This is a genomic window from Streptomyces altiplanensis (genome assembly GCF_053591575.1).
The window spans coordinates 39538-56203 of the sequence record NZ_JBSFUB010000031.1; the positions used below are offsets into that span (position 1 = coordinate 39538).

Annotated in this window: 4 protein-coding genes and 1 pseudogene; all 5 read left to right on the forward strand. The window is 72.1% G+C overall.

Annotated features, from left to right (window positions below; translation table 11 throughout):
- The first annotated feature begins 56 nt into the window (after positions 1–56).
- The 5 genes and pseudogenes from ACWD0Y_RS16370 to ACWD0Y_RS16390 all read left to right on the forward strand — a co-directional run bounded on the left by ACWD0Y_RS16370 (position 57) and on the right by ACWD0Y_RS16390 (position 16579).
- A complete protein-coding gene (locus tag ACWD0Y_RS16370) occupies positions 57–1973 on the forward strand; it encodes an amino acid adenylation domain-containing protein (protein ID WP_450261015.1) in 1917 nt (638 codons plus the stop codon).
- Positions 1960–7725, forward strand: a complete 5766-nt coding sequence (locus ACWD0Y_RS16375; protein WP_450261016.1) for a MupA/Atu3671 family FMN-dependent luciferase-like monooxygenase — start codon at positions 1960–1962, stop codon at positions 7723–7725. Before ACWD0Y_RS16370 ends, ACWD0Y_RS16375 begins: the two co-directional genes overlap by 14 nt.
- 31 nt (positions 7726–7756) lie before the next feature.
- Positions 7757–15373 (forward strand): annotated as a pseudogene (locus tag ACWD0Y_RS16380) (amino acid adenylation domain-containing protein); the annotation flags it as partial.
- Positions 15374–15430: 57 nt separating this feature from the next.
- Positions 15431–15652 (forward strand): MbtH family protein, encoded by a 222-nt coding sequence (locus ACWD0Y_RS16385; protein WP_450261017.1) that lies wholly within the window; start codon positions 15431–15433, stop codon positions 15650–15652.
- Positions 15653–15853: 201 nt separating this feature from the next.
- A complete protein-coding gene (locus tag ACWD0Y_RS16390; protein ID WP_450261018.1) occupies positions 15854–16579 on the forward strand; it encodes a DUF4232 domain-containing protein in 726 nt (241 codons plus the stop codon).
- Positions 16580–16666 lie beyond the last annotated feature (87 nt).

The following is a 16666-nucleotide window of genomic DNA, read 5'->3' on the forward strand; positions in this document are numbered from 1 at the left end:
CCGCGCCGCGGCGCAACAGCACGACGACAGCCAGTGCGAGAGAACGAGGTCACGTCATGACAGAAACCTCATCACCGGGTTCCTCCGCCTGCGGGTTGCTGGAGTCGGTGCTCCGGTCGGCGCGGCGCACCCCGGAGGCGACCGCGGTGGTGTACGGCGACGAGGAACTCACCTACCGGCACCTGGTGGCGCGGGCAGGCCGCATGGCCGAGGGCCTGAGCCTGCGTGGACTGACGCGGGGTGACCGGGTCGGTGTGTGCCTGGCGCCGGGCACCGACCTGGTGACGGCTTTCTTGGCGATCGTGTGGGCGGGGTGCGCCTACGTGCCGCTGGACCCCGCGCACCCGCCGCGGCGTCGCGCGGAGCTGCTGCGGGACTGTGGGGCCCGGCTGCTGATCGGTGGCACGGGCACGGCCGGCGCCGGGGCCGAACCCGTCCCCGGAGGCCCCGGGGCGGTCTCCCCGGCCGCTCTTCTCGCGCGGGCCGGCAAGACACCGGAGCCGCCGCCTCCGGCCGGGTCGCCCGACGACATCGCCTACATCTGCTACACCTCCGGCACATCCGGCACCCCCAAGGGTGTGGCCGTCCCCCAGCGCGCCGTCACCGACCTGGTGACCGACACCGACTACATCGGCCTCGGCCCCCAAGACCGCGTGGCGCAGGCGTCCAACCCCGCGTTCGACGCGGCCACGTTCGAGGTGTGGGGCGCCCTGTGCAACGGTGCCCGCCTGGTGGGGCTGCCCAGGGACGTCGTGGTGGATCCGGACGCCCTGGCCGATGCGGTCAGGGACCGCGGGGTGAGCGTGCTGTTCCTCACCACCGCGCTGTTCCACCTCGTGGCGCTGGAACGGCCGGACGCCTTCGCGCCGCTGCGGACGCTCCTGGTCGGCGGCGAGGTGCTCGACGCACGCCGCGTACGCCACGTGCTCGCGCACCCGCCCGGCGCTCTGCTGAACGTGTACGGGCCCACAGAGACCACGACGTTCGCCACCTGGCACACGGTGGACCGTCTCGCCGAGGACGCTGCGACCGTCCCGATCGGGGTGCCGCTGCGCAGGATGCGCGCTCACGTCCTGGACGAGTACCTGCACGAGGTCCCCGCCGGCGTCACCGGTGAGCTGTACCTCGCCGGCCCCGGTCTGGCTCATGGGTACTGGGCTGCGCCGACGGCGACCGCGGAGCGGTTCGTGGCCGACCCGGCCGGGGCGGCGGGAGACCGGCTCTACCGCACCGGCGACCGGGTCCGCCGCAGCGCCGACGGGACGATCGGCTTCCGGGGCCGGACCGACCAGCAGATCAAGATCCGGGGCTTCCGCGTCGAACAGGGTGAGGTGGAAGCGGAGTTGTCCAGTCACCCCGAGGTCGCCTCCGCCGCCGTGGCCGTCGACCGCGGGCCGTCGGACGACCTCCGCCTGACCGCGTACGTCACCCCGGCCCCGGGCGCGGGACCGGACCTGGCCGGGCGTGTGTCGGACTGGCTGCGCGAGACCCTCCCCGGCTACGCCGTGCCCTCCGCGATCGTCCAGCTGGACCGCCTGCCGCTGACCGGCAACGGCAAGGTCGACCGTTCCGCGCTGCCGGCCGGGAAGGCCCTGCGGCCCGCACGGACGTCCGCCGCGCCGCGCACCGCGCTGGAGTCGGCGCTGGCCGTGCTGTGGGCGGAGCTGCTCGACGCCGACGAGGTGGGGGTGCATGACGACTTCTTCCAGCTGGGCGGTCACTCCCTGACGGTCAACCGGCTCCGGGTACTGATCACGCAGACCCTGGGCGTGGAATTGTCCCTGGCGGAAATCTTCGACACGAAGACGGTGGCGGAACAGGCCGCGGCTCTCACCCTGCGCGAGCCCGCCCCGGGAGCCCTGGAAACGGCGGCCGACGAGCTGCTCAGGGTCACGGCCCTCACCGACGAACAAGTCGCCGCCGAACTGGCCCACGGGGAAAGGCGACGGGGAGACTGCCATGACGCGACCTGAGCCCGGGAACAACCGTCTGTCCGCGAGCCGGCTCCAGCTGCTCGGCGCCACACTCACCGGACCGGACCCGGCCCCGGACTCCCCGCCGCTTCCGTCCGCCCCGCAGCCGGGGCCGGACGGCCCACCGCCGCGGCCGTTGTCCTTCGGACAGGAACGGCTGTGGCTGGAGCAGCAGCTGTACGACAACGCCTCGGGCTACCACGTGCAGTTCGCGGTACGGCTGCGCGGAGATCTGGACGTGGCCGCCCTGGCCGCCGCCCTGGACGGAACGGTCGCCCGGCACAGTGCCCTGCACAGCAGCTACCGGGCCGGCGACGACGGTGTTCCGGTCCAGTTCCGGAGCCCCGGCACCACGGTCGGGCTGCCGACCGCCGACGCCCGGGGACCGCAGGACGAACAGCGCCTGCTCGCCGTCCACGCGCAACCCGCCTTCGACCTCGGCGCCGCCCCGCCGCTGCGGGCCCTGCTCGTCCGGCACACCAGCAGTCACCACGTGCTGTCCCTGGTCGTCCACCACATCGCTTTCGACGGCTGGTCTGTCGGCGTCTTCCTCAGGGACCTCGCGGAGCTCTACGCGGCACGGACGACAGGCCGGCCCCCCGCTCTCCCCGACCGGGTCCTGCAGTACGACGACTTCGCGGTCCGGCAGCGGGAGCGGCACACCGGCGCCGCCCTGCGGCCCAGCCTGGACCACTGGCTCTCGGTGCTGCGCGGAGCCCCCGCGGCCATCACGCTTCACCCTGAGCGCCCACGGCCCGCCGTACCCTCCCACGGGGCGGTCAGCCGTCCGGTGCGGATCGACGGCCCCGTGTTCCAGTCCCTCAACGCGCTCGTCCGGCGCGAAGGCGCCACCGTGTTCATGGCCGTCCTGGCCGCGTACCGACTGCTGTTGTCCTACGAGTCTGGCCAGGACGACATCGTGGTGGGCACCCCCGTCGCGGGCCGGGACACGCCCGGCGCCGAAGACGCCGTCGGCTGCTTCATCAACCTCCTTCCCCTGCGCGGAGACCTCTCCGGACGCCCGTCCTTCCGCGACCTGCTGCTCCGGGCCCGCGACGACGTCCTGTCGGCCCTGGCCCACCAGGAGCTCCCGTTTCAGCGCATCGTTTCCGAACTGCGACCGCCCCGCCTCCCCGGCAGGCCGCCCCTGGTACAGACGCTGCTCACCGTCGACACCACCCCGTCGGCCGCGCCGTCCGCCTACGGCCTGACCTTCGAAACGGTCGACACTGCCGCCCGGACGGCGGTGTACGACGTCGAACTGGAGCTGCGCGCCGGACCGGCGGGGCTGACCGGGGCCCTCACCCTGGCCTCAGACGTGTTCGACGAGGACGACGCGGACCGGCTGGTACGGACCCTGGCCGCCGTGCTGGAGCACGCGCTGGCCGACCCGGACCGGCCGGTCGCCGCCCTCCCCCCTCTCCGGAAGGGAGAGCGGCGGCCGCCGGCGGAACGCGACGACGCGGCCGAGCACGGAGTCCTCTCCCCCGAGCGGGAGTTCGCCGGCCAGGCGGCGCGTACGCCCCTCGCCACCGCACTCGTCCACCGTGGCCGGCCGGTCACGTACGCGGAACTGGAGGACCGGTCCGACCGGCTCGCGGACGCGCTGCTCGCCCTGGGCACCGGCCCGGGAGACCGGGTGGCGGTGTGTCTGGACCGATCACCCGACCTGCCCGCCGCGCTGCTCGCGGTGCTCAAGACCGGAGCCGCGTACGTACCGGTCGATCCGTCCTATCCCGTCGACCGGGTGCGGTTCGTCCTGGCCGACGCTTCCGTCGCGGCGATCGTGACGGACGCGGCCGGCCGGGCCCGTGTGACGGGCCGCCCGGGCTGCCCGGTGGTCGACGTCGCGGACGTCGGCGATACGGCCGGCGTGCCCGCGGGCACGCCCCGGCCGGTCGCGGCCGCCCAGGACCTGGCCTACGTCATCCACACCTCCGGATCGACCGGTCGCCCCAAAGGCGTCATGGTCGAGCGCCGGCAGGTGGCCAACTTCTTCGCCGCCATGGACCGGCGCATCGGAGCGGCGGGACCCGACGACGTCTGGCTGTCCGTCACCAGCGTGTCGTTCGACATCTCGGTGCTGGAACTGCTCTGGACCCTCGCCCGCGGCTACACCGTCGTCCTCCACGGCGGGGGCGATGCGCCCCTGCTTCCCGTGCACCGCGGGCAGCGGAAGATGGATCTCAGCCTGTACTCGTTTCCCGCCGACGGCGCCGATGACGCCGACGCCGCTCACGGAGCCGGGGAACACTACCGGCTGCTGCTGGAGGCGGCCCGGTTCGCCGACGACCACGGACTCACCGCCGTATGGATGCCCGAACGGCACTTCCACCCCTTCGGCGGGGCCTACCCCAACCCTTCGGTCGCAGCGGCCGCCGTTGCCGCGATCACCCGGCGGGTCGGGATCCGGGCCGGCAGTGTGGTGGCGCCGCTGCACCATCCGGCGCGCATCGCCGAGGAGTGGGCGATGGTCGACGGACTGTCGGGCGGGCGGGTCGGGCTCTCCTTCGCCTCCGGCTGGCATCCCCGGGACTTCGTGCTGGCCCCCGGCCGCTTCGAGAACCGGCAGGAGACACTGCGCGGCACGCTGGAAACGGTGCGGCGGCTGTGGCGCGGAGAGACCGTCGGTTTTCCTCGCGGTACGGGCGGGACCACCGGGATCACCGTCCGTCCGCGCCCGGTGCAGCCCGAACTGCCGTGCTGGACGACCGCTTCGGGCAACCCTGACACCTTCCGCTCGGCAGGTGCGCTCGGCACCCACGTACTCACCCACCTGCTCGGCCAGGACGTCGACGGACTCGCCGACCGGATCGCCGCCTACCGGGCGGCCTGGCGGGAGAACAACGCGGGTCCGTCCGACGGCCACGTCACGCTCCTGCTGCACGGCTTCCTCGGCTCCGCCGACGACACCGTACAGAACCAGGCCCGTGAGCCGCTGTTGCGGTACCTGCGCACGTCCCAGCACCTGTCACGGACAACCGACGACCCGGCGACGGACGGCGGGGGCACCTCCGACGAGGCCGAAAGGGCCCTGCGGGAGAGCGTCGAACGCCACCTGTCGCACACCGGCCTGTTCGGCACGCCCGAGAGCTGCCTGCCGCTGGTGCGGCGACTGTCGGAGGCCGGCGTGGACGAGATAGCCGTCCTGATCGATTTCGGGCTCCCGACCGACACCGTCCTCACCGGCCTGCCCCACCTGGCCGAACTGCACCGCCTGGCGAACGCCGCCACGGGCGGGGCGGCGCCCGGGCCCTCCCCGGACGACGAGTCGGTCGCCGGACTCGTCGCCCGCCACGGCGTCACCCACCTCCAGTGCACGCCCTCCCTCGCGCGGCTACTGCTCGACGAGCCCGCCTCCAGGGCAGCGCTGGGGCGCCTGCGGCTGCTGGCCGTGGGCGGCGAGGCCCTGCCGCCCGCCCTGGCCGGCCGGCTGCGCGCCGCCGGGCCGGGCCGGCTGCTCAACATGTACGGACCGACCGAGGCCACGGTGTGGGCAACCACCGGCGAGGTCCTGGAGGCGGACGTGTCCGCCGGGACCGTCCCCCTCGGCACACCGGTCGCGAACACCCGGGCACACGTCCTGGACGCCGCGTTGCGTCCCGTCCCGCCCGGCCGTCCGGGCGAGCTCTACCTGGGCGGGGAGTGCGTAGCCCGCGGCTATCTGGACAGACCGGCGCTGAGCGCCGGCCGGTTCGTCGCGGATCCGTTCAACGTCGGGACCCGGCTCTACCGGACAGGCGACCTGGCCCGCCGGCGGGCCGACGGACGCCTGGAGTTCCTCGGCCGCGCAGACCAGCAAGTCAAGATCCACGGATTCCGGGTGGAGCCGGGCGAGATCGAGGCCGTGCTCGCCGAACACCCGTCGGTCTCGGCGTGTGCCGTCGTCGCCCGTGGACCGTCCGGCGAACAACGCCTGGCGGCGTATTACACCCGCGTCACCGGGGCGGCGCCGTCCAGTGCGAAGGAGCTCCGGGACCACCTCGCCGCACGCCTGCCGGCAGCTCTGGTACCGGCATCACTGCGGGAACTGGAGACGCTCCCGCTGACACCCGGCGGCAAGGCCGACCGGTCCGCGCTGCTCGGTCTCTTCCCCGGTCCCGCACGGGAGACCGGCGGCCCGCCGCCGGCCCCCGCCACCGGGCACGAACCGGCCCCGGCCGGGCGAGCCGCCACGGAGGAGGCCCTGGTGAAGGTCTTCGCCGACGTGCTGGGCATCGACGCGCTCGGAGCGCACGACGACTTCTTCCTCCACGGCGGTGACTCGATCCTCGCGATACGGGCCGTGGACCGGGCGGGCCGCCGGGGCCTGGTCATCACCCCGTCCCTGCTGCTGCGGAACCCCACCGCCGCCGGGCTGGCCCCGCACGCGCGGGCTGCCGTGCCCTCGCCCGCGGGCGGGCCGGGCGCCGGGCCCGTGACCGGGGTGGTCCCGCTCACCCCGATCCAGCGCTGGTTCACCGGCCAGAACCTGCCCGAGCCGTCCCACTACAACCACGCGATGCTGCTCGAGGCACCGAAACCGCTGCGGACCGACAGGCTCGCACGCGTCGCGCAGCACCTGCAGACCCACCACGACGCCCTGCGCACCCGGCTCGTTGAGCACAGTCCCGGCGGGTGGCGGCAGATCGTCCTCACCGCGGAGGAAGCCGGCCCGGTCCCCGTGGACCGGATCCCGCTCACCGGATCCGGCGGCCCGGACGACGCCGCCGTCGTCGAGGCGGCAGGCGCCCGGCTGCAGGCTCAGCTGTCCCTCCAGGACGGCCCGCTGATGCGACTGGTCCACTTCGACGGCCTCGGCAAGGTGCCGGACCGCCTGTTGCTGATCGTGCACCACCTGGTCGTGGACGGCATTTCCGGGCGGACCCTCCCGGAAGATCTCTGGTCCGCCTACCTCCAGGAGGAATCCGGCGAACCCGTCGTGCTCCCCCCGCGCACCGCCTCCTTCCAGTCGTGGGCGCGGGCGCTCACCGACTACGCCGGTTCGCCCGCTGTCGCGGCGGAGGCGGACTACTGGCTGGGCCTCCCCTGGCAGGACACCGGCCGTCTGCCGGTGGACCGGGTGCAGGCCGAGGACCGGGAAACCGACGAACGCTGCCTGGTGGTCCGGCTGGACCCGCGCCGGACCCACCGGCTGCTGCACGAGACCACCGGCAGCGGCCGCGCCCACATCGACGACGTACTGCTCACCGCGCTGGCAGGCGCCCTGGAGCGGTGGACGGGCCACCGCAGGACGCTGCTCGACCTCGAAGGCCACGGCCGCGAAGACCTGTTCGGCCTCGACGTCTCCCGGACGGTCGGCTGGTTCACCGCGCTGTACCCGGTCCTCCTCCCGGCCGGCCTCGGCACCGCGCCGGCCGACGTCGCCCGCACCGGAGACGTCCTGCGAGCCGTGCCGCACCGCGGAATCGGCCATGGTGTGCTGCGCTACTTGTCCGACGACCCGGATCTCAGGGCACGCCTGGCCGCCCTGCCGCAGCCCGAGGTGATCTTCAACTACCTCGGGCGGTTCGACGGCTCGCTCGGTCCTTTCCGTCTCCTGCGCGACCCGGTCGGACCGGACCGCGGGCCCGCCGGCCGGCGCAGCCACCGCCTGATGGTCAGTGGCGCGGTCGAGGCCGGCCGACTGCGCCTGGAATGGGCGTACAACCATCGCGTCCACCGGGCGGAAACGATTCGCGCGGTGGCCGAGGACTTCATGTCCCGTCTGTGTGAGGTGATCGAGAGTGGCGACAGCCGGCAGAAGCACTGATACGGAAAGCACCCCGGAGCCGCCGCGGACCTTGCACGAATCGTTCCGCGACCGAGCGGCAGAGCGGCCGTCGGCGGTCGCCGTGGGGTGCGGCGACGAGGTACTGACGTACGGGGAACTGGACGAACGCTCGGACCGGCTGGCAACGCTGCTCGCTTCGGCCGGCGCCGGGCCCGAACACCTTGTGGCGATCGCCCTGCCCCGGTCGGTGGATCTCGTCGTCGCCGTCCTCGCCGTGCTGAAGACCGGCGCCGGATACCTGCCCTTGGACCCGGAACTGCCGGACCGGCGGCTGGAGTTCATCCTCACCGACGCCCGGCCGGTGTGCACGGTCATCAGCACGCGGCTCGCCCGGGACCAGAACGCCGCCGCACGCGGCGGCCGGCTGGTCCTGATCGATGCCGACGCCACGAGGACCACTCCGGCGGACGGGACCTCCACCACGCCGTCCGTCCCCGCCCGGCCCGTCGCCCTGCCCGGCAACACCGCCTACGTCATCTACACCTCGGGGTCGACCGGTGCGCCCAAGGCGGTGGTCGTCACCCACCACAACGCGCTGCGCCTGTTCTCCGCCGCACAGCGCGCAATGGACTTCGGCCCGGACGACGTGTGGACGCTGTTCCACTCCTACGCCTTCGACTTCTCCGTGTGGGAGATCTGGGGAGCTCTGCTGCACGGAGGGAGGCTCGTCGTCGTGACGGCCGACACCGCGCGCTCACCCGCGGCCCTGCTCGGACTGCTCAAGAGCGAGGGGGTGACGGTCCTCAGCCAGACGCCTTCGGTGTTCCACGAACTCGCCCGTGAGGAACGGGCCCCGGGCGCGACGGCCCTCGCCCCGACCGTGCGGCGGGTGGTCTTCGGCGGGGAGAAACTGGACCCCGCGCTGCTCGGCGACTGGTTCGACCGCCATCCGCACGGCCCGGACCTTGTCAACATGTACGGCATCACCGAGACCACCGTCCACGTCACCCACCACGCCCTCGATGCCTCCGCGACCGTTCACGGCGCGCCCAGCACGATCGGTGCACCCCTGGACGACCTGCGGGTGCATCTGCTGGACGACCGGCTCCGTCCGGTGCCGGACGGCGTCACCGGCGAGTTGTACGTCGCCGGGCCCGGCCTGGCCCGCGGGTATCTGCGACGCGCCGGCCTCACGGCGTCCCGGTTCGTCGCCGAGCCCGCAGGACCGCCGGGCAGCCGCATGTACCGCACCGGTGATCTGGCACGCCGGGGCCGCGGCGGCGCACTGGAATTTCTGGGGCGGGCCGATCAGCAGGTCAAGATCCGGGGTTTCCGGATCGAACCCGGCGAGATCGAATCCGCCCTGGTCACCCATCCCGACGTGGAGTGGGCGGCGGTGACCGTCCGGGAGAACCACCTGGGCGACCGACGACTTGTCGGATACGTCGTACCGACCGACAGCCGGGACCGTGCGGCAGACCGGAGCCGTGCCGCAGACCAGGACCGTGCGGCGGACCGGTCCCACCGGATCGACGGCTGGCGGACGGTCTTCGACGCGGTCTACCAGGACATGGCGAAGCGCCCCTTCGGAAGCGACTTCAGCGGCTGGAACAGCGCCTACGACGGGCAGCCGATACCCGGGCCGGACATGGAGGAATGGCGGCGATCCACGGTCGAGCGCATCCGGTCCCTGCGGCCGCGGCGCGTCCTGGAGATCGGCGTCGGCAGCGGCCTGATCCTCTCCGAGGTCGCTCCGGAAAGTACCGCTTACTGGGGCACCGACCTGTCGCCCGAGGCGATCGGCGCACTGCGGCAGCACGTCGCCCGCACGCCGGGGCTGGCCGGCCGGGTCGAACTCGCCGTCCGGGCCGCCGACGACACCACCGGCCTGCCGTCCGGTTTCTTCGACACGGTCGTGCTCAACTCGGTGGTCCAGTTCTTCCCCGACGGGGACTACCTGGCCCAGGTACTGAGCCGCTGCGTGGACCTGTTGGCGCCCGGCGGGGCCGTGTTCGTCGGAGACGTGCGCAACATGCGGCTGCACCGCCTCCTCGCCACCGCGTCCGAGGCCCGTCGCGGGGGCGCCGGTCTTCCGGAGGACGTCCTGCGCGAATCCGTCGAGCGGGCGATGCGGACCGAGCAGGACCTGCTCGTCGCCCCCGAGTTCTTCACCGCGCTGGAGCAGGACGTCCCGGGTATCGGCAGTGTCGACCTGCGGATCAAACGGGCCCGGCACCACAACGAACTCAGCCGCTACCGCTATGACGTGGTGCTGCGCAAGCACAGGAGCGGCCACAGCCGTCCGGCCGCCTCGGAACCCGTGCTCCACTGGGGAAAGGACATCAGTGACGTCGAGGAGCTGACATCCCGGCTCGCCTCGGAGCGGCCCTCACGGCTGCGGCTCCGGGGTGTCCCCAATGCCCGTCTGGAGCAGGATCTCGCCGTTCTGCGACAGGTGTACGGGCAGCAGGACGACGGGCCGGCGACCGCTCACCGCGGGGTGGACCCCGAGCAGGTCGTCGAACTCGCCGAAGCCCTCGGCTATGCCACAGCCGCCACCTGGACGGCCGGCGCCGAGGACGGGAGGCTGGACGTGGTATGCGTCGCGTCACCGTCTCCCGGCGTGCCCGCGCAGGTCGGAGACGTCCGGCCCGCCGGGTCCGCGCAACGCCGAGGCGCGCGCGCCTCGGCGTACACCAACCGGCCCCAGGAGGCGTCCGGGGCGGCGGCGGCGCCGTCCGGGCTCCGGGAACACCTGCGCCGATGGCTGCCCGAGCCCCTGGTGCCCACCACGTTCGTAGTTCTCGACCGCGTCCCGCTGACCGCGAACGGCAAGGTCGACCGGGCCGCCCTGCCTGCCCCTGCCGGCCGTACCGGTGGCCGGGGAACCGCGCCGCGCACCCGCGAGGAACACGCGCTGTGCCGCGTCATGGAGGATCTGCTGGGCCTCACCGGCATCGGTGTCGACGAGGACTTCTTCGCCCTGGGCGGTCATTCCCTGCTGGCCACCCGGCTGATCGGCCGCGTCCGTGCCGAACTCGGTGCCGAGCTGACGATCAAGCAGGTTTTCGAAACCCCCACTGCGGCGGCCCTGGCCGTACGGCTCGGCGGCACCGGCCGTGTCCGGCCGCTGACCGCCGCCACCGTGCGGCCGGATGTGTTTCCGCTGTCCCATGCACAGCGTCGGCTCTGGTTCCTGCATCACTTGGACCCCGAGTCCCCCGTCTACAACGTGCCGTTGGTGTTCCGTCTGGGTGGGGAGGTGGACGAGGCGGCGCTGGGCAAGGCCCTGCTGGACGTGGTCGGCCGCCACGAAGCACTGCGGACCGTCTTCCCCGAACAGACAGGCATCCCGCAACAAGTGGTCCTGGAACCCCCCACCGACCTACCACTGCCCGTGACCGAAACCCCACCCGGCACACTCGAAGAAGCAATGGCGGCAACCGCCCGCCAACCCTTCGACCTCACCACCCAACCCGCCATACGCGCACACCTGTTCCGCCCCCAGAACCACGACCCCGCACTCCTGCTGGTCCTGCACCACATCACCTGCGACGGCTGGTCGGCCGACATCCTCTCCCGCGACCTCTCCCACGCCTACCACTGCCGCCGAACCCAGCACACCCCCCAGTGGCCGCCCCTGCCCGTGACCTACCGCGACTACACCCAATGGCACAACGAACTCCTCGGAGACCCCGACAACCCCCACAGCACCCACACCCGCCAACTCACCTACTGGACCACCACACTCCAAGGAGCACCCGCAGAACTCACCCTGCCCACCGACCACCCACGCCCCGCCCGCACCACCGGCCACGGCGACACCGTGCCCTTCACCCTGCCACCCCACACCCACACCCGACTCAGCCACCTGGCACAAGAAACCAACGCCACCGTATTCATGGTCCTCCACGCAGCCTGGGCCACCCTCCTCACCCGCCTCGGAGCAGGAACCGACCTCCCCATCGGAACAGCCGTAGCCGGACGCAACGACCACACCCTGGACCACCTCGTAGGACACTTCATCAACACCCTGGTCCTACGCACCAACACCAGCGGCAACCCCACCTTCCGACAACTCCTCCACCACACCCGCGAAACCGACCTGGCCGCCTACGCCCACCAAGACCTCCCCTTCTCCCACCTCGTCGCCGCCCTCAACCCACCCCGCACCCCCTCCCACCACCCCCTCTTCCAAACCATGATCTCCCTCCACCGGCCGAGCCCGTCCCGGTGGCCGGTGGAAACCGAACTGGCCGGACTCGGCATCGCCCGGTTCGACCTGTCCTTGGGCCTGACCGAGAGGGTGACAGCCGACTCCGAGGCCGCCGGGATCGACGGTGTCCTGGAGTACGCCACGGACCTGTTCACCCGGGAGACCGCCACAAGAATGGCCGCCGGACTGGAACAGCTCCTGGAGGCCGTGTGCTCCGATCCGGACCTGCGGATCGAGGAGATCCCCCTCCCCCCGGACGCGACGGTGCCGACGGGCGGCGGGGCATACACCACCGGCCCTGTCTCCCCGTCGGACAGCTCCGGTCCGGCCGGCGGTCCGGGCGCCACCGTCCACGGCTGCTTCGAGGAACAAGCGGCCAGGACACCGGACGCGGTGGCCGTCACCGGATCCGACGGCTCCCTGACGTACGAGCAGCTCGACGCACGTGCGCAGCGGCTGTCCCGTCTGCTGGCCGACCGCGGAGCCGGACCGGAGCACGTGGTGGCGCTGTCACTGCCGCGCTCGGCCGGACTTGTCGTCGCGCTGTTGGCGGTGCTGAAGGCCGGAGCCTCGTTCCTGTACATCGACCCCGCTCTGCCCGCCGCGCGTGTCCGGACGATGCTGGCCGACAGCCGCTCCGTGCTGCTGGTGTGCGCACTCGACACCCGTGTCCCGGTCCCGGCTGAGGCGTGTCCCCGGCTCGTCCTGGACGCCCCCGGGACTGAAGCCGAACTCGCACGGCAGCCCGGGGCCCGCCCGGATCCCACGGCCCGGCCCACACCGCTCGATGCCCGCCACCCGGCCACAGTCGTGTACACCTCCGGATCGACCGGCCGCCCCAAGGGCGTGGTCGTCACCCACGCGGCCCTGACCGGGCTTCTCCGGAGTCACCTGCGTCGGCGTATCCCGCCCGCCACGCCCGGGAAGCGGCTGACGGTGGCCCACACCGCCTCGTTCTCCTTCGACGCCTCCTGGGACCCGCTGCTGTGGATGTTCGCGGGCCACCACCTGCTGGTGTTCGACGAAGAAACCGTGCGTGACCCGGCCGCGTTGGCCGACCGCGTCGCTTCCGACCGGGTCGACGTCCTGGACACGACACCCTCGCATGCCCACCATCTGCTGGCAGCGGGTCTGCTGGACGCCGTACACCGGCCGTCCGTCATGGTCCTGGGCGGCGAACCGCTCCCCGCGCAACTCCGGGACACGCTGACCGGGTCCCACCTCACGGTGCACGACCTGTACGGTCCCACCGAAAGTACCGTCGACGCCTACGCCTGGTGTTCGGAGCCGGCCGGGCTGCCGCGAGGTGAGGTGGTGAACGGCACCGGGCTGCGCGTCCTGGACGACCGTATGCGCCCGGTGCCGCCGAATGCCTCCGGTGAGCTGTACCTGTCCGGGCCCGGGCTGGCGCGCGGCTACCTGCGGAGGTCCGCGCTGACCGCCCAGCGGTTCGTGGCCGATCCGGCCGGCCCTCCGGGTGCCCGCATGTACCGGACCGGTGACATGGCCCGGCTGACGGCGGACGGCACCCTGCACCTGCTGGGACGGAGCGACGACCAGCTGAAAATACGCGGTTTCCGGATCGAGCCGGGCGAGGTCGAAGCCGTCCTCGGGACGCACCCGGCCACCGGTCAGGCCGTGGTGGTCGCAGTACGGGACCGGGGCGAGGACCTCGGCCCGCGGTTGGTGGCGTATGTGACACCGTCGGACGCCGACCTGGACGCCCTGCGGGCACACTGCTCCGCCTTGCTGCCGTCGTACCTGGTGCCGGCCGTCTTCGTCCCTCTGGAACGGATGCCGCTGACCGCGAACGGCAAGATCGACCGGGCGGCCCTGCCCCCGCCAGGACGGGGACGGAACACGCCACCGGGGTTCCGCACCGCGCGGGAAGAAGTCGTGTGCGGTGTATTCGCCGACGTCCTCGGTCTGGACCGGGTGGAGCCCGAGGACGACTTCTTCGCCCTGGGCGGGCACTCGCTGCTGGCGACCCGGCTGGTCAGTCGGATCCGTACGGCGCTGGGCGGCGAACTGCCTCTTTCGAAGCTGTTCCTCACACCGACACCGCGTGCGCTGGCAGCCGACTCCGGCGAGACTCTCCGCCCGCGTCCGAGGTCGCGACCGTCGAAGCGTTCCGGGGGTGTTCCCCTGTCCCCGGCCCAGTTCCAGTTGTGGTTCCACAGCCAGATGAACAACGCTCCGACATACAACGTGCCGTTGGTGTTCCGTCTGGGTGGGGAGGTGGACGAGGCGGCGCTGGGCAAGGCCCTGCTGGACGTGGTCGGCCGCCACGAAGCACTGCGGACCGTCTTCCCCGAACAGACAGGCATCCCGCAACAAGTGGTCCTGGAACCCCCCACCGACCTACCACTGCCCGTGACCGAAACCCCACCCGGCACACTCGAAGAAGCAATGGCGGCAACCGCCCGCCAACCCTTCGACCTCACCACCCAACCCGCCATACGCGCACACCTGTTCCGCCCCCAGAACCACGACCCCGCACTCCTGCTGGTCCTGCACCACATCACCTGCGACGGCTGGTCGGCCGACATCCTCTCCCGCGACCTCTCCCACGCCTACCACTGCCGCCGAACCCAGCACACCCCCCAGTGGCCGCCCCTGCCCGTGACCTACCGCGACTACACCCAATGGCACAACGAACTCCTCGGAGACCCCGACAACCCCCACAGCACCCACACCCGCCAACTCACCTACTGGACCACCACACTCCAAGGAGCACCCGCAGAACTCACCCTGCCCACCGACCACCCACGCCCCGCCCGCACCACCGGCCACGGCGACACCGTGCCCTTCACCCTGCCACCCCACACCCACACCCGACTCAGCCACCTGGCACAAGAAACCAACGCCACCGTATTCATGGTCCTCCACGCAGCCTGGGCCACCCTCCTCACCCGCCTCGGAGCAGGAACCGACCTCCCCATCGGAACAGCCGTAGCCGGACGCAACGACCACACCCTGGACCACCTCGTAGGACACTTCATCAACACCCTGGTCCTACGCACCAACACCAGCGGCAACCCCACCTTCCGACAACTCCTCCACCACACCCGCGAAACCGACCTGGCCGCCTACGCCCACCAAGACCTCCCCTTCTCCCACCTCGTCGCCGCCCTCAACCCACCCCGCACCCCCTCCCACCACCCCCTCTTCCAAACCATGCTGTCCTTCCGCGACGTGGACGGGCCGTCTTCCACGCCGTCGGCGCTCAGCCGATGGGAGGGGGCGGTCTTCACCGGAACAGTCGTCTACGACCTGCAGATGGAGGTGACCGCGCGACGGAATCCCGGCAGCCGGACCTGTGTCCTGGAAGGAATCCTCAGTTACAGCACCGACCTGTTCGACCCGGGCACCGCAGAGCGGATCACCCGTGCCTACGCACACATCCTTGACACGGTCACCACCGACCCGTCTCTGCGCCTGAGTTCCATCCGGCTTCCCGCGGCAGGATGACGCCCTGCGCCGAACCATGCCGTATGTGCGGCAACGCAATGAACCGAGAGGACAGACATGAGCACCAACCCGTTCGACGACGAGCACGGACGCTTCTACGTACTGATCAATGACGAGGACCAGCACTCTCTGTGGCCCGCCTTCGCCGACGTGCCGGGCGGCTGGCGCGTTGCCTACGGTGAGGAGAGCCGCGCCGCTTGTCTGCAGTACGTCGAGGACCACTGGACCGACATGCGGCCTCGAAGCCTGCGCGAGGCCATGGATACGGACCGCACCTGACAGCACAGCCCCGGGGGCGACGGGCGGCTCGGGCGAACAACGCCGCAGGCGAGTCGGAGGAGAGCCCGGTGGCGGGCGGGGCGTCAGCGGGACATCAGCGGTACGTCAGCGCAACGGCAGGGCGGGGACCGAGGCTGTGAGCAGACCGGTTGTCCGCACAGGACATCGACCGCACCGACCGCATCACACGGGGAGCTTCACATGCGTACCTCCATCCGCCGCCCTGCCGTACTCGCCGCGACCGCCTTCGCCGCACTCAGCCTGACGCTCACCGCCTGCGGTGGCGGCGGCGGCGCGAAGGACGAGGGGGCCGCCGCGCCCGCCCCGGCCCCGAAGTCCGCTGACGCCGGCTCCCAGAAGAAGGACACCGCCGCCGACGGCCGGGCGGCGCAGGACCGGGCGGACACCGGCACCGCCGGTTCCGGCAGCTCGGGCTCCGGCTCCGCCGCCTCCACCACGCAGGCCGCTTCCAGCAAGAGGACCGGCACGAAGATTCCGGCCTGCACCGTCGACGACGTGAAGATCTCCGCGGCCGAACAGCCCGGCGTGCCCACCACGCACATCACGCTGACCGCGACGAACGTCTCGGGTCACGCCTGCACGCTGCTCCAGTACCCGCTGATCGCGTTCAGCGACCTGCCCCAGACCGCCAAGGACGTCCCGCCCGTCGCCAAGAGCAGGCCCGCTGCCCCCGTCGTGCTGAACGCCGGCGCCCCGGCCTACGCCGCCGTACGCATCAACAACGGTGGCGTCGACGAGCAGAACCACGCCGTCACCTCCTTCTCCGTGAACCTCTTCGCCACCGACGGCCCCGCCGAGGGCAGCGAGACCGTCACCGCGCCCAAGGGCGGCATCGCCGTCGACGACGCGGCCGCGAAGACCGGTTACTGGACGCCCGAACTGCGCAACGGCGCCGACGACTTCTGATCCGTCACCCCCGGGGACCGGCCCGGACGCACACACGGCGGCGCCCCGACCCCGGTCGGGGCGCCACTGAGGGCACGGACTGCTCCG

Bases quoted from the DNA above. Each gene is read 5' to 3' on its own strand.
- ACWD0Y_RS16370 (WP_450261015.1), top strand. From the start codon at position 57: ATGACAGAAACCTCATCACCGGGTTCCTCCGCCTGCGGGTTGCTGGAG.
- ACWD0Y_RS16375 (WP_450261016.1), top strand. From the start codon at position 1,960: ATGACGCGACCTGAGCCCGGGAACAACCGTCTGTCCGCGAGCCGGCTC.
- ACWD0Y_RS16385 (WP_450261017.1), top strand. From the start codon at position 15,431: ATGAGCACCAACCCGTTCGACGACGAGCACGGACGCTTCTACGTACTG.
- ACWD0Y_RS16390 (WP_450261018.1), top strand. From the start codon at position 15,854: ATGCGTACCTCCATCCGCCGCCCTGCCGTACTCGCCGCGACCGCCTTC.